Annotated in this window: 9 protein-coding genes; 3 read left to right on the top strand and 6 right to left on the bottom strand. The window is 44.6% G+C overall.

The window, feature by feature from the left end:
• The first annotated feature begins 9 nt into the window (after positions 1-9).
• From C5745_RS06670 to C5745_RS06660, 3 genes are read left to right on the top strand one after another with little or no spacing between them, the layout of a single operon-like run.
• Positions 10-2,604, top strand: coding sequence for an alpha-L-arabinofuranosidase C-terminal domain-containing protein (locus C5745_RS06670; RefSeq protein ID WP_105716331.1), 2,595 nt, complete (start codon positions 10-12; stop codon positions 2,602-2,604).
• A 6-nt stretch (positions 2,605-2,610) separates the two neighbouring features.
• Entirely contained in the window at positions 2,611-4,485 is a 1,875-nt protein-coding gene (locus C5745_RS06665) for a BNR-4 repeat-containing protein (protein WP_105716211.1), read from the top strand.
• A gap of 7 nt (positions 4,486-4,492) precedes the next feature.
• Positions 4,493-6,991, top strand: a complete 2,499-nt coding sequence (locus tag C5745_RS06660; RefSeq protein ID WP_207795730.1) for a sugar-binding domain-containing protein — start codon at positions 4,493-4,495, stop codon at positions 6,989-6,991.
• Between the two features lie 150 nt (positions 6,992-7,141).
• Here the strand turns inward: C5745_RS06660 and C5745_RS20060 are convergent, their stop codons facing one another.
• The 6 genes from C5745_RS20060 to C5745_RS06635 form a co-directional block, all read right to left on the bottom strand.
• Entirely contained in the window at positions 7,142-7,357 is a 216-nt protein-coding gene (locus tag C5745_RS20060; RefSeq protein ID WP_133166307.1) for a hypothetical protein, read from the bottom strand.
• A gap of 39 nt (positions 7,358-7,396) precedes the next feature.
• A complete protein-coding gene (locus C5745_RS06655) occupies positions 7,397-7,606 on the bottom strand; it encodes a hypothetical protein (protein ID WP_105716209.1) in 210 nt (69 codons plus the stop codon).
• A gap of 86 nt (positions 7,607-7,692) precedes the next feature.
• The gene (locus C5745_RS06650; RefSeq protein ID WP_105716330.1) at positions 7,693-9,654 is read right to left on the bottom strand and encodes an alpha-L-arabinofuranosidase C-terminal domain-containing protein; all 1,962 of its coding nucleotides are present in this window, start codon (positions 9,652-9,654) and stop codon (positions 7,693-7,695) included.
• 39 nt (positions 9,655-9,693) lie between these two features.
• Positions 9,694-11,238: an alpha-N-arabinofuranosidase gene (locus tag C5745_RS06645; protein ID WP_105716208.1), complete on the bottom strand. Its 1,545-nt coding sequence runs from the start codon at positions 11,236-11,238 to the stop codon at positions 9,694-9,696.
• Positions 11,239-11,444: 206 nt separating this feature from the next.
• Positions 11,445-13,154, bottom strand: coding sequence for a RagB/SusD family nutrient uptake outer membrane protein (locus C5745_RS06640; RefSeq protein WP_105716207.1), 1,710 nt, complete (start codon positions 13,152-13,154; stop codon positions 11,445-11,447).
• Between the two features lie 10 nt (positions 13,155-13,164).
• Complete coding sequence (locus C5745_RS06635) at positions 13,165-16,188, bottom strand: SusC/RagA family TonB-linked outer membrane protein (protein WP_105716206.1); 3,024 nt, start codon at positions 16,186-16,188, stop codon at positions 13,165-13,167.
• Positions 16,189-16,445 lie beyond the last annotated feature (257 nt).

The raw sequence follows: 16,445 nt of genomic DNA, 5'->3' as shown, positions 1-16,445 counted from the left end.
ATGAACATCATGAATACCGAATATCTTACGAAAAAAACCGTTGTTTCCTTCTTTGTGTTGGTCCTATTTCTTTCAGGACAAAGTTTCCTCTTAGCAAACGAACCAGATTCCGCGTATATTTTTGTCTACGGAGCAGCAAAAAATAATCATCATAACGGGCTACACGTAGCCTGGAGCTTGGATAAACAGACCTGGCATCCTGTTGGTACAGAGCATAGTTTTGTAAAATCAGACTATGGTCCCTGGGGAGCGGAGAAAAAAATGATCGATCCTTTTTTATTTCGCGCGCCCGACGGGATTTGGCATTGTGTATGGAGCTTAAATAATGAAGACGGCGCCTTTGGTTATGCCAGTTCAACCGATCTCCTCACGTGGAACAGGCAATCCTATCCCCTTGTTTTATCGACCGGAAATTGTTTGAAACCAATGATTGCATACGATGATACAAACGATGTGTATACGATTAGCTGGACAAGTGACAAAGAACATAATCAAGCCTATTTTGTAACGACCAAAGACTTTAAGCACTATTCTCCTGCCAAAAAGGCGACTGTTTTTTTACCCAGAACAGAGAAGGTCGCTCTCCCCGATGGCCAGCAATCCGGAACACTTCACAAAGTCGCCTGGCATACTGTAGATAACGTCATCAAAGCTCAACAACTAGCTGCATACAAAACGAAATTGAACAGTGAAAGAATGACAGACGATGATCAACGGTTTAGCACGTTAAAAGACGTAAAAGCAACCATTAACGTAAATCAAAATACCACGCGACAAATAAGTGATCTGTTGGTTGGTATCTTCTTTGAAGATATAAACTATGCTGCCGATGGCGGCCTATATGCCGAGCTCATTCAAAACCGTGGGTTTGAATACTCCCCGAATATCCGAAAAGAATGGGATAACCTGACGGCCTGGAACGTCTACGATGCCCATAGCAAATTATCTATCGACACCGTCTCGCCTATCCATATCAACAACAAACACTACGTTACAGTAGAAGCAAGCGCTGGTGGCGGGCTCTATAACGAAGGTTTTGGTGGCATCGCTGTCCGAGCAAACGAAAAATACAACCTTTCGTTATTTGCACGTGCTCCGGAGGCCAACATAGCCAACCTCCTAATACGACTCGAAGACGCCAATGGAAAAACAATAGGTCAAGCCACGATCAAACGATTAACAAAGGCTTGGAAAAAGCACGAACTGACCGTAATACCCACTGTTACAGCTGAAAACGCAAAATTGGTCATCCAACTGCAAGAAGCGGGTAAAGTAAATCTTGATATGGTTTCCCTATTTCCCCAAAACACATTTCGCAATCGTAGAAATGGACTCCGTGCAGATCTGGCGCAAGCCATTGCCGATATGAAACCTCGTTTTGTCCGTTTTCCGGGTGGCTGTGTTGCACATGGGAACGGCATCGAGAATATCTACCACTGGAAACATACCATCGGACCGCTCGAGACCCGTAAACCCCAACGAAATTTATGGGGCTATCACCAGTCCTACGGTCTAGGTTATTTCGAATACTTCCAGTTTTGCGAAGATCTTGGTGCAGAACCGATCCCCGTTGTCGCTGCCGGCGTCCCTTGTCAGAATTCCGCGCACAATGGTCACCCGCTTGCTGGGCAGCAATGTGGTATTCCAATGGAGGAAATGGGCGATTATGTACAAGACATCCTTGATCTAATCGAATATGCCAATGGTGATGTACATACCGTGTGGGGAAAGAAGAGAGCGGAAGCCGGCCACCCTGAGCCCTTCAATCTGAAGTATATCGGCGTTGGGAATGAGGACCTTATCACGGATATTTTCGAAGAACGCTTCACCATGATATACGACGCGATTAAAGAGAAATACCCTGAAATCCACGTTATCGGGACAGCGGGACCTTTTTACGAAGGGACCGACTATGTCGAAGGATGGAAACTAGCCACGAAACTACACGTACCTTATATGGACGAACACTACTATAATCCACCAGGTTGGTATATCCACAATCAGGATTTTTACGACAAATATGACCGCTCCAAAGCCAAAGTATATCTCGGCGAGTACGCCGCCCATATCCCTGGCCGGGCCAGTACCATCGAAACAGCATTGGCAGAAGCGCTCCATCTTTGCAATATCGAGCGTAATGGCGATATCGTCGCCATGACATCCTATGCCCCTCTTTTGGCCAAAATAGGTAACACGCAATGGAACCCAGACCTCATTTACTTTGACAATACCGAGGTGAAACCAACCGTGGGATACTACGTACAGCAATTATTCGGACAACATGCGGGCAATGCATACATTTTTAGCGATCTCCAATTAAATAACAGCGATGACAATGTGCGGAAGCGCATAGGAAAATCGATCGTACGCGATGAGGTTTCAGGCGATATTATCATGAAGCTGGTCAACTTACTACCAGTAGAAGTTGATGTGGAATCGAATATCTCCGAACTAGCTGTTGATAGCGAAAACATCGACGCTACCATACTTTCTGGAACACCCGCGGATAAAGACGCAAAACCGATCCACGCCACAGTCAATTTAGATGACTTCAAACTAAAACCATACTCGTTGACAGTCATCCGTTTTAAAGAGAAAACCTAAAATACGATGAAAACGAAAGGATATTTTCTGTCGATAATCTGTCTGGTTTTATATATAGCGGCGCACGGACAAGATGCGATACAGACAAACACGCTCACCGAAGAAGGAGCTTGGTGTTGGTTCGCTGATCCCCGTGCTATTTCGTATGAAAACAGAAACGGAACGATCAATGCAACCTATGTCGGTTATATCGATATACATGGTCATATCAAAGCGACCCAAATCAACCATCTTACCAATACGACGAACGAAGTATTGATTCGCTCATGGTTCCAACCGGATGACCACAACAATCCGACCTTTCTGGTACTACCCGATGAGCGCGTCATGGTTTTCTATTCACGCCACACCGATGAGCGCTGTTTTTATTACCGCATTTCCCAAAAACCCGGCGATATCACGACCTTAGGACGAGAAGTCAGGTTAGAGACGGATCACAACACCACATATCCATCACCATTTATCCTTTCCGACGACCCCAATCATATTTATCTATGTTGGCGTGGATTAGGCTGGCACCCAACAATCGCCCGCCTAACCTTACCTGATAAAAATGATGTTGTTGAATTTGATCGTGGCCCCTATCAGATTGTGCAGTCCCAAAAAGGAAAAGGTGGCGTTAGACCATATACAAAATACATGTCCAATGGCAAAGACAAAATATACTTAGCTTATACGACCACCCATCCAGACAATCAGGCCGTCAACTATATCTATTTTAACTATGTTGATATCCATACATTCGGATTGAAAGATATTAAAGGAGAAACACTAGCCACCATTGGAAGCGGAACATTACACGAAGTAGACGCCACCCCTGCTTATAAAAACAGGTATCCTGATGCTGTTGTGGAAGATGCACCTTTCCGAAATTGGTTATGGGAAATCTCCGTGCAGGATAAAGACAAACCTGTTATTGCCATGGTACGAATTAGTGAAGATAAGAAGAAGCACGACTATTATTATGCTAGATGGAACGGGCGTGAATGGCAAAAGACCTATCTGTCCCATGCAGGGGGGCACTTTCATCAAACACCCGATATCGAGAAGTGCTATAGTGGCGGCATGGCTATCGACAAAACCGATCCAGCTATCATTTATGGCTCGGTGCCGGTCAGTGGCAAACACGGCAACGTATACGAACTGAAAAAGTTTACGGTAGATCCAGAAGGAAAGCTGTCATCCAGCAAACAGCTCACATTTGACTCACCTAAAAACAATATCCGTCCTTTCGCTATTGCACACACAAAAGACGACCTGAGATTAACTTGGATGCATGGCGACTATTATGATTGGATCGTCAGTTCGTCACGCCCAAAAGGCTATCCTACGGAGATACATACAACTATGTCTATTCCGACTAACAACATCAACCTCACAAAAGAAAAGGCTCTACAGCAAAATCCCGGTAAAATTTCCGTCGAACATAGCGAGAACATCCGCCTGGCAAAATCCAAACAATTTAGTATCGTGATGACCTTATCAATCGATCATGACGCTTACTACGGTAAAATAATAGAGACCAACGCCTTTGTTTACGGACTTGAAAAGAGCGAACGCCCTAAACCTTATCTGGAGATTAAAAACAACACCTACAAAAGCAGCAATGTATTAGGAACCGCCGACATATGGAAAACAAAAAACAGAGGAACAGGCGGACAGTGGTATCCCCCCACAAAATTGGATACTTTCCAATTGGTAATAACCTACGAAAAAAGCCTCTTGAAAACGTATATCAACGGGCTTATCGACCAGAATATAGAAATAACCGGGTTGTCGCTGTCCGAGGTAATGCTTGGTAGATATCATGGAACTATCGATGACATACAAATATATAAACGCGCCTTATCGCAGGATGAAATAAAAGCAAGTAGGAAATAAACATATTATGATAAAAATAGCATCTTATCTGGCATCGACAATATTGATGTCATGCTGTATTCCACAGCTCCTTTTTTCTCAACCTGGATTCGGCCAGGCCGAAAAAATAAACACAAACTGGCATTTTCATCTGGGCGAGATCGACAGTGCAGCCCTACAACATCAGCTCGACCGATCCTGGCGAAGAGTCCAACTCCCGCACGACTGGAGCGTTAAACAGCCTCTAAGCCCTACCCTAGCTAGCGCCACCGGATACCTTCCCGGAGGCATCGGATGGTATAGAAAAAACGTCACCATTCCTCAGCAAGACAGCGGACAAAAGCTTTATATTTACTTTGAAGGCGTATACAACCGCAGCGAAGTATTTGTTAATGGAAAGTCGGTTGGAAAACGCCCGAACGGTTATATATCGTTCAGTTACGACATTACCCCATACATCAAATACGGAGAAGAAAACGCCATAGCCGTAAAAGTAGATCACAGCCAAGATGCCGATTCCCGATGGTACACCGGATCAGGAATATATCGCGACGTATGGCTAGTACGCGCAAATCCCGTTCATTTAGATCAATGGGGCGTATACGCTTATCCCGAAGTGAAAAGGGACCGCGGTACGATGCACGTGCAGACCGCCGTACATAACGAATCGGAGGCCCCCGCTACGCTCTCCATCGTAAATGAGCTAGTTGCTCCAAATGGCGATCTCGTAGCAAAAAAAACATCCAAGGTCACGCTCGCAGGCGGCGCCCGAGATGAAATCAAAACAACGTTGGAAGTCAAGAATCCACAATTATGGGATCTGGAACACCCAGACCTCTACACCCTACGTACCCGGGTACTCCAAGGCAATCAACAAGTAGATGAGTCCGAAGTAAAAACAGGATTCCGAACCTTTACATTCGACCCCAATAAAGGGTTTGCGCTTAACGGTCAGTGGATGAAAATGAAAGGTGTTTGTATACATCACGATGCCGGCGTATTAGGCGCTGAAGTCTACCCTGAAGTTTGGCGTCGCCGTTTGTTGGCCTTGAAAGAATTGGGTGTTAACGCCATCCGTACCAGCCACAATCCCCAAGCCCCTTCCCTATATACATTGTGTGACGAATTGGGACTATTGGTGATGAATGAAGCTTATGATGAATGGGAATATCCCAAAAGAAAGTGGCTGGAAGGTTGGAATGTAGGAACACCCGGATTCCAGGGCTCGTATGATTTCTTTGAAGAGTGGGGCGAAAAAGATCTGGCAGACATGGTAAAACGAGATCGCAACCACCTTTCTATTTTTGCTTGGAGCATAGGAAACGAAGTCGATTATCCCAACGACCCCTATTCGCACCCTATACTCGATGGCCGTACAGAAAGTGGGTTTACACAGCCTATATTCGGCGGATATAAGAAAGATGCACCCGACGCCACGCGGTTAGGAACGATAGCCAAACGTCTTGCGTCGTTTGTCCGCAAATACGACAGCAGCCGTCCGGTAACAGCCGGACTAGCCGGTGTTGCCATGTCCAATGAAACGGCATATCCAGGCGCATTGGATATCGCCGGCTATAATTATACCGAAAGCCTTTATCACCAAGATCATGAACGCTATCCCGGGCGTATCATCTATGGAAGTGAAAACCGCCACGACATGGGCGCATGGAAAGCCGTTAGAGATAACGAGCATATCTTCGGACAATTTCTGTGGACGGGTATCGATTATTTAGGTGAATCGGGCCGTTGGCCTTCTCGAGGTTTCTATTCCGGCCTATTGGACTTTGCCGGTTTTACAAAACCCCGTGGATATTTCCGCCAAGCACTCTGGTCGGCAAAACCGATGGCCTACCTAGGTACCTATCCATTACAGGGAGGTGGAGCTGCAACGGATGTTTGGTCCCGACTGGAGGCCGAACAGGGTCAACGTAAAGATCAGGCACCATCGATGGATGCCTGGCCGGTATGGAACTATCAAGAGGGTCAACAGATACGTGTCGTTTGTTATACCAACGCAAAAAGAGCGCGGTTAGAACTCAACGGAAAAGTTGTCGGAGCGGCTAAAGAATACAATGACGAGTACGGAATTATCCACTGGGATATCCCCTATACTGCGGGGATACTAGAGGTAGTCGGATTGAACACAGATAATCAGGAAATAACCCGTCATCGTATACAATCTAGCAAAAGACCACAAGCTATCCAGATACTCCAATCGAGTAAGACAACCGTACGAGCAAACGGAGGTTTAGCGCAGATTGAGCTACAGATTGTCGATGAGGATGGCCTTCCGGTGGTATTAGCAGAAGATGAGATAACCTGCCAGCTGGTTGGCCATGGTCGTTTGCTCGGTATGGAAGCAGGAAACAATGCCGATATGGGTGATTACACCGACAACAAGCAACGTGCCTACCACGGCAAAATGATTGTTTATATACAGGCAAACGGCGAACCCAATGAAAAGATTGTAGCGAGATTTACTGCCCCCTGGTTAAAGTCGGCGGATTTAGAGATCCAACTGGATTAGAAAGCAAAACGGCGTCTGTCGGTCTTTTCCATACTATTCTCCAACGTATCCCGAAAAAATTGGCACAAATATGGACTTTTAGACGTTATTTTGAATGACAAAATGAAGAGAAACTGAGGCTTACAATGCCATGAAGGCACTTTTCTAGCATTATAATCTTGAAAAGATGCGAGATAAAACAGTTATGTCTTTTGGGAAAACGCCTATGTCTTTTACAAAAACAGCTACATCTCCTGACAAATTAGCTTCACTTTCTACTAAAACAACTATGTGATCTGCTAAACTAATTAAGTCTTTTGAGAAAGCAATTACGCCTTTTACAAAAACAACTACTTCTTTTACAAAAACAGCTACATTCCCTGACAAATTAGTTTCACTTTCTGTTAAAACAACTATATGATCTGCTCAACCAATTAAGTCTTTTGAGAAAACAATTACTTCTTTTGCAAAAACAGCTACATCCCCTGACAAATTAGCTTCCCTTTCTACTAAAACAACTATATGATCTGCTAAACCAATTACGTCTTTTGAGAAAACAATTACATTCGCTGGTAGAATAGAAACGCCTTTTCGGCAAGCAACTACACGATAGTGCGGGACAACCGATAACATCATTAGGGTATATCTGGAATTTGACCGCACAAAATGGAAACAGGCTGTACCTTATGGATACAGCCTGTTCACATGATATAATGCTATTATTATTTCACCGGCACTTTAATCACGGTGAACGAATAGGGAAGAAATGTATCTTTAATTGTTTTGCCTTTATACGTTACCTGCGTTGTTTGCGGTTGTATTTTCAGTGGTTCTTCCAAGCTATTGGCCACGTCAAGATTTTCGTTTGCCAATGTAATCTTTATTGCGTCCCCGTTTATCTTTTTCTTCGTATCCAGTTGAAAGTTGGCGTCTATCGGTTGGTCGTTATAATTGACTAATTTTATGATCAGTTCCTTCGTATCGGCATCGTAAACAGCAGACGCGTATAAGCTGTCTTGACCTGTCACATTTTGACCGTCTCTCTTCACGGGTAGAATGTCGGTTCCCTTATGTAACGAATATAATTTCTGTACATGATAACTCGGTGTGCCGTATACATTCAGATTATCGACCCAGATGAGATCAGGTGACCATTGCCAGCCATCTACATGACCAAACAAAGGCGCATAGGAGGCCATGGTTACCACATCTCCGTTTCGTTCCAGTCCTGTTAAGAAAGCCGCCTCCGACAAAGCCGCCTCCCAAGTGCTTCTTCCTGGTCCGTTCGGACGTGTCGTATGCGACGCGTATTCTCCTGCAAAAATCTTAGGGCCATTACGATCGTAATCATCATACCGGTCGGCGCTTGAGAGAAACCATGCCGGTGGGCGATAATAGTGTTCATCTACAATATCAATGTTCATCGTGCGGAGTTTTCCGTCCAGAAACTCAAATCGCTCACCTTCAGGGTCAGTTCCCGAACTGGCTATGATTTCAATCTCGGGATGCTTTTCCTGCAGTATTTCGTGGAATACGGCGAGTCTTTCAATGTACTGCGGCCCCCAGTTTTCGTTACCAACACCCAACTTTTTTAAATAGAAAGGTTCAGGATGTCCCATTTCGGCACGTAGCTTGCCCCACGGTGTGCTCGTGTCACCGTTAGCAAATTCTATCAGATCTAATGCATCTTGAACGTATTCGTCCAATTCGTCCAGCGGAACCACCTCCCCCGTGTTAAATTGGCAGGCCATCCCACAATTTAGAATCGGTACTGCTTCGGCACCGATATCTTCTGCCAATAAGAAATATTCATAAAACCCAAGTCCAAATGTTTGAAAATAATCCGGGGTTAGCCGGTGGTTAAATTCTGTATTCCAGCGGTTGATGATAAGTTCTCTTTCTTCGATCGGACCTACGGTTTTTTTCCACTGGAATCGATTGGCTAGATCTCTTCCTTCTACAATACACCCACCCGGGAAACGGAGAAAATCGGGGTTCATGTCCGCCAATATCTGCACCATATCTTTTCTTAGCCCTTTAGACCTACCTTTCCATGTGTCTTTCGGGAAAAGTGACAACATATCAGCTTCCACATCGCCTGCTCCCTCAAACCAAACATTTAGTTTTCCCTTTGGCGAAGTTTCTGCCGATGTAAATACGACAGCGCCCGATTGCCAGTTTGCTCCTTCGGACAATGGCAACGCCGCGGTACCTATCACCTTGTCATTTTCGTTCAGCAACTCCACCTTCACCTGCATGCCTGGAGATGCCTGTCGATAAAGCAACGAAAATTCATAATCATTTCCTTGTTTTACCCCCATACCTCTAAATCCTTCGTTTTGCAAACCTATCTTGATGTCGGCAGCTTTATGTATTTTCAACGAACGGGGATTACCCTTGCGCCGACCGTCGTTGACAATTAAGAAAGTACCTTCCGGTACCTTTCCCAGACGTTTCCACCCCATCATTGGATGGTCAAACTCAAAAGAGCGGTTTTTCACTAATTCCGCATATATTCCGCCATCGGCGCCCATATTAATATCTTCAAAAAATATTCCCCACATATGTGGCGATATTTTCCCGGAAGCCTTATCTAATTGCACCTGCAGATCAATTGCATTTTGGGCAAAAAGAAAAGTTCCGCAAATGGCAAAAACAGTTGTTAATGACAATATCCTTTTCATGTATTTATCTTGCATTATATCGATGTTTTTAAAAATTCGCTAAATAAGTTCCAATACAATAACCGAGTGCGCAGGCACGTTTATTTCGATGCGGTTTCCTTGTAACTTAGCTTCTTTATATTCTTTCGGAAGCACCGTATGTGGTTGCTCGAAAGTGTTATGCTCTCTTAAACTGTTAGTTGCCAGAATTCGCCCCGTTACCTTCTTAGCCTGTATCGCTCCCAAATCCAATGAGACCTTCTTTTGCTGGCTAGGATCGATATTGACAACGGAGATATGCACTTTTCCTTGTTTGTCTTTCGATGCAGAAGCTGAAAGGGCCGGGATCGCGTCGTCGCCGTATTGATAGTTGTCGCTTTCCAATGTTATAGGAATCAATTGGGCATCTTGATGCACCTTATACATTTCCATCACATGATAAGTTGGCGTCAGGATCATATCCTTACCTTTCGTTAGGATGACGGCTTGCAGAACATTAATCGTCTGCGCAAGATTTGCCATCCTTACACGTTTGGCGTGGTTATGAAAGATATTTAGCGTCATTCCTGCAATCATGGCATCCCGCATGGTATTTTGTTGGTATAGAAAACCTGGGTTGGTTCCCGGTTCGACTTCGTACCAACCTCCCCACTCGTCAACCACCAAGTCTACCTTACCTTGTGGATCGTATTTGTCCATAATGGCGGTATGTTTTTCGATAAGCTCATTCATAAACCAAGCGGACTTCATCGTTTTGAAATACTCCTCATCGGAATAATTTGTCGATGAACCTTTCTTATTCCAGTTGATGACGGCATAGTGGTGTAACGCCACACCTTTCATGAGGTGGTTCGGTATTTTTTTCATCAATGTTTCTGTCCAATGGTAGTCGGCGCTGTTTGCTCCCGACGCGATACGATATAACCCGCCACTGTTGTCCCAATCGGCCATAAATGTGGCGTATTTTTTGTAGATATCGGCATAATATTCAGCTGTCATATTGCCACCACATCCCCAAGCTTCGTTTCCTACTCCCCAGAACCTAACATTCCAGGGTTCTTCTCTGCCGTTCTGACGCCGTAGATCGGACATGGGGCTTTTCCCCGAGAAGTTTACATATTGTACCCAATCCGCCAATTCCTGCACTTCGCCACTTCCGACATTACCAGCTAGATATGGCTCCGTTTCTAATAGCTCACACATGTTCAAAAAGTCATGTGTGCCAAAAGAATTGTCTTCCGTCACGCCTCCCCACCAGTTATTAACAATCGAAGGCCGAGCTCCTTTAGGTCCTATCCCGTCCTTCCAGTGATACGTGTCAGCAAAGCAGCCCCCTGGCCACCTCAAATTAGGTATTTGCAACTTCTTAAGTGCCTCCACCACATCGTTGCGAACACCGGCCGTATGCGAAATAGAGTCGTTGGCCTCTCCCACATAAAAACCATCGTAAATGCATCGGCCCAAATGTTCCGCAAAATGGCCGTAAATATGTTTGTTTATGGTGACCTTGTTTTGCTGGTCGGTTAATTTGATACGGTTCTGCGCATAGGAAAACATGCAGACAGATAACAAGACGATGCTCAGTTTTAACTTTACGTTTATCATATTAGTAGTTATTTACATTTTTGGTTTATAATACTTCTATATTAAAGCTATTCTCCTGGTCGTATTCACGTTAGGTTTTAATCCTAAAATTAATGTCAAAATAACATTTATTTTTATAAACACAAAATTTTTTTACGAGATAAGGCAGCTAAATTGACAAAGCTGGAAGAACAGACAGATTCTTCCAGCTTTAGTATAGTCATACTTTATTTGCTATAACCGGGGTTTTGCTTCAGTGATTCCCCTTCTTTATTGTTCAATTGGATTTCGCTCAAAGGGATAGGAAGTAAAGCGTTATAGTCTTGAAAACCCGACGTAATCTTATTAGCTGGGCCGTCATCTCCATTTAACACAATACGTTCTTTTAGTTTACCTGTACGTACCAATGTCATTCTCCGGTTTTCTTCCGAAATCAGTTCTCTAGCGCGTTCATCAAGAATGAAGTCAATGGACATATCCGAAGCGTCTACCTTACCTAAGTTCGCGTTACCACCCGTTTCGCGCGCCATCTTAAAGGCTCGATCTCGTAAAACATTGATATCATCAGCGGCGCCACCTGCATTTCCTCGGCGTAGACGTGCTTCCGCACGTAAAAGGTAAGTCTCACCTAAACGCATAACGGGCCAATCTTTTACCAACGCATATCCAAAGTCATCAGCGGGATCGTAACCTCCCCATTTCGTGGGGAACGGATACCAAACTTCCAGACTGTCCGCCCGGAATGGAATAACCTTATCCCCGGTTTTTATTGTCACATTTCTTACACCTGCGTCTTTTGCTACACGATAACCATCAGCGTCGACACCAATTGTCGCTTCATAGTTAGGACGATTGTAGTTTGTGGTTCGGCGAATATTATAGTTACTATTTCGAATATCGCCTTCTAATCCACTCCATACGGAGTACTTCATAAAATTGCTCAGCCGGAGACGCCCGTTTCCGCGACCGCCCAGCGAATCGGCATTCACCATACCTTCCCATTTATGATACCCTGGCTGCCAAACCCGTCGGTGCTGGGGATTATCGATCGTACCGCCATTTACTTCGCGGTTAAGCTCCAATTCAAATGTCCAGATAGCTTCGGTATTTCCCTCGGAACGACGCATATTGCCCTGTCGAAACATATCCCGATAGTAGTCGCCACCTTCCGCTAAATATTTACCATAGCGCGCTTCGATCAATTTATACTTTCCGCCTTCAATGATATCTGTTGCCATCTTTTCTGCTTTCTCAAAATAGGAAGCATCGCGTACACCAATGCGCAAGTAGGCTTCTGCAGCCAGTTGCCTAGCCATATCCTTGTTAATCCGACTTGGATTCGCCGCTTCTCCTACATTGGGCAGGTTGGCCACGGCATATTCCAAGTCGTCCGCTATCACGCGATCAACTTCTGCTACAGGCGTTCTGGAATAGTTAAAAGTCGGCACGTTGATCGATTCCGTTAACAAAGGAACATCTCCCCATAAGGAGACAAGCGTGTTATACGCATAAGCTCTGAAAAAGCGCGCTTCTGCTGCAGCGGCCGGATTTTCTTCCCCAACGGAGCTAATGATGGTATTCGCGTTATTGATAAACTCATAAGATCGCTCCCATAAATAAGATACCCCAGCATTCTCCGAATTCAGGTCGGCATATTGGTAAAACGGATTTTCGACTCCTTCGGTCGATCCGGCGCTGGTAATATCCATTCCAATTTGCCAACAGGATATAAACCCCTGTCGACCGCTCCATCCCCATAATTGAGCATAAATATAGTGTAGTCCTACTAATTGGTTTTCTACGGTAGAAGGGTCACCGGTTCCAGCTTCATATTGTGAATAAGGCTTTTCGTCCAAAAAACTATCGCTACACGACGCAACTCCTAAAGAAAACAGCGCTAGTACCGTGCCTAATTTTGTATGTTTATATATCTTCATGACTTTATTTTTAAAATGTAAGGTTTACGCCAAAAACATAATTTCGAACCATCGGATAATTGGTATTATCTCCTACATTATCCTGTGTATGTCCTCTCGGGATATCTCTAGATTCCGGATCCCACCCCAGCCAACTTGTCCATGTATACAGGTTTCGACCGCTGGCATAAAGTGTAACACCCGATACACCTATTCTGCTTGCTGCATTAGAAGGCAGGTTGTAGCTTAAGGTGACGTCTTTCAACCGGGTGAAGCTGGCACTCTTTGGAAAACCATAACCATACACATTGGAACGGTTGCTCAAAGAACGCCATTCGTTACTTTTATTGTCAGGTGTCCAGTAACCTAAATCTGCCGGAGCACTCCGCCTTCCGAGTTCATCCGCTGCGCCTCCTATTTGTACATTGTTACGCATTGCGCCCTGCACAGTTTGGATGAAAATATTCAATGAGAAGTCTTTATATGTGAATGTATTGGTAAGACCACCGGTCCATTTCGGAGCAGTCTGTCCTAATATCCTACGGTCATCGTCATTGATTATCCCATCACCCGAGAGGTCTGCCAACTTCACTGCCCCCGCTTCTGCCTGCTCGTCCCATCCTCTATGTAGGCCGGCAGCTATCTCCTCTTCTTGCCAAATACCCACTTGTGTATAATCGTATATCACACCAACCGGGTGCCCTATAAACCATCTATTTCCCAAATTGTCTCGCCCGTCACCGTATATATCTATAATTCTGTTCTTGTTATGCGAAAATACCAGGGCAGTAGACCAGCTGAAATCGTCCTTTACGATATTTCTCGAGTTCAGTGTGACATCAATACCCGTATTTTCGACTTTACCCAAGTTGGACCATACGTCGGCAAAGCCAGTTAAGCGTGGCAAGCGCTGTAATATCAACATGTCCTGTGTACTTGTCTTATAAAACTCAATAGTACCGCTCAAACGATTCCCCCATAGCCCAAAATCAATCCCAGTATTGAACCCCGCAGTTTTTTCCCAACGTAAATCGTCGTTCCCCATCCGATGGCGGTAGCGTAACGCGGCGCTGGATAATCCACCCATACCCAACGGATTGGAATCCATTAACGAGCGCGTTTGGTATGGCGTAATAGCCTCATTACCGGAAACACCATAGGAAACACGTAATTTTAAGTTATCAATTATATTTTTTGTATTGGCCATGAAACTTTCGTTATGAATATTCCATGCCGCCGCCGCAGATGGAAACACCCCATATTTATTATTCGGACCAAAAACCGATGCACCATCTCGACGGACAGTAAAGGTCAACATATACCGGCTGTCATATCCATAGTTCAAACGTGCCATTTGGGATACTGAACGATATAGATCCGCACCAGATGTCACTTTCTGCGTGGATGCGGTGCCTAGATTTCCCCACTCCAAGACATCGTTCGGAAAAACCTCGCCAATCGCTTCTGATTGTTGCCAGTATTTGCTACGTGCAGCGTATAATCCTGTAAAGTCAAAACGATGCAGCCCGAAAACTTTTTCATAGGTTAAAATATTTTCGATGGTATACGTCTGCGATTCTGCATTATGTATTCTTCCCCAACCGTTAACGTTATACACCGATAAACCCTGATATTCGTTTGTACGTTTCGGCACATAAGAATATCCGCCGTTAAACCGGTATTTCAAACCAGACAAAGGTTCCCAAATATTACCAAAATTCATTTCGGCGTAACCGTTTAACGACATATTAAACTCTCGCCGCTCTGGATCAGTAGTGGTATGCAGCAATGGGTTTTCCCATAATTGCTCCGAATACATTGGCCACCGTGTCAATGTACCATCATCTTCATACATACGCGCATACGGACTCATCGCCAAGGCTTGTGTCAGATTTGCTCGTCCACCATCCCGATTGTGTGCAGCTATAAAAGCTGAAGTACCGACAGTCAGGTACTTAGTCGGATCAAAATCCGTGTTGGTACGAAAAGAATAACGCTTATAATCGAATCCCTTCACAATCCCTTTTTGGCCGAAGTAGTCTACCGATACGTAATATTTAGCATTTTCGCTTCCTCCGGATAAACCGACGTTATGATTTTGGATCGTTCCGGTCTGCATGACAGCATCTAACCAATCTGTTGTGATGCCATTCTGATAATTATCCCATTCGTACTCGTTACGTACTGGACCGCCATCAAATAAACTGGTATTTGTAATCCGGGCATATTCTGCGTACCTATTCAACAACTCCTCTGCCGATACAGGTTCTAACATATGAGAAGGCTCCTCAATACCGCCATACCCGCTATAACGAATTTGAGGAGTTCCAGAAGTCCCTCTTTTCGTTGTGATTAATATAACCCCATTAGAGCCATTTACGCCATAGATAGCTACCGCCGAAGGATCTTTTAAAATTTCAACCGACTCAATGTCGTTTGGATTAATATCATTAATAGATCCATCTGTTCTCGATAAGGGTATTCCATCGACTACGATATAGGGTGAAGCGTTAGCACTCATGGAATTAAGCCCCCTCACCTGCGTAGACGGATTATCACCAGGTATCGACGAGGCCTGCGTAATATTGACGTTTGACACGGCTCCTTGAATAGCCTGCATCACATTGGTCACCGGTAATTTAGACAGTCTTTCTTTAGGCACAGAAGCAACGGACCCAGTAATGTCAGACCGCCTTTGCGAACCATAACCAACTACTACCAGCTCTTCCAAAACATTATCTGACGGTTGCAGATTGACGTCCAACGTTGTCGACTGTCCTACAGTAATCGTATATGGCTCATAACCAACGATTGTAAATACCAGTACCTGCCCCGTGCTCGCGGAGATCGAGAACGCGCCGAACGCGTTTGTTTGCGTACTGTTCGAGGTCCCCCTTACGGCAACCGTAACGCCAGCAAGTTCGCTACTTGTTACCGCGTCCCTCACAACGCCTTTTCGTGCTGTTTCTTGTGCGATACCGGATGCCAAACATAGCATCGCACATAAAAGCATAGAAAATGCCTTGTAGTAATTTTTCGTAATTTGTTTCAACATAGCTTTAAATGTTTAAAATGGTTAACTTACTCTATCCTCCCATAAGCGTTTCTGCTATCATCACACTACAAAACATCTGTGTGTACTAAAACATCTGTATTTATTCAGCTGCCGCAAGATGCATAGGTTTATGAGTCGGCTTTTATCATATTTATGTTACAAACATAGTATTGTACGGGGTTCACGAGGTTGGATTATCGTTCAAAAGTGTCTAAAATGGATGCAGAAGATAAATTTATCGAGAGAAAGGCTGGCAG

It is taken from the genome of Sphingobacterium haloxyli (assembly GCF_002980525.1).
Lineage (GTDB): Bacteria > Bacteroidota > Bacteroidia > Sphingobacteriales > Sphingobacteriaceae > Sphingobacterium > Sphingobacterium haloxyli.
This window is presented reverse-complemented; position numbering and strand designations above follow the sequence as displayed.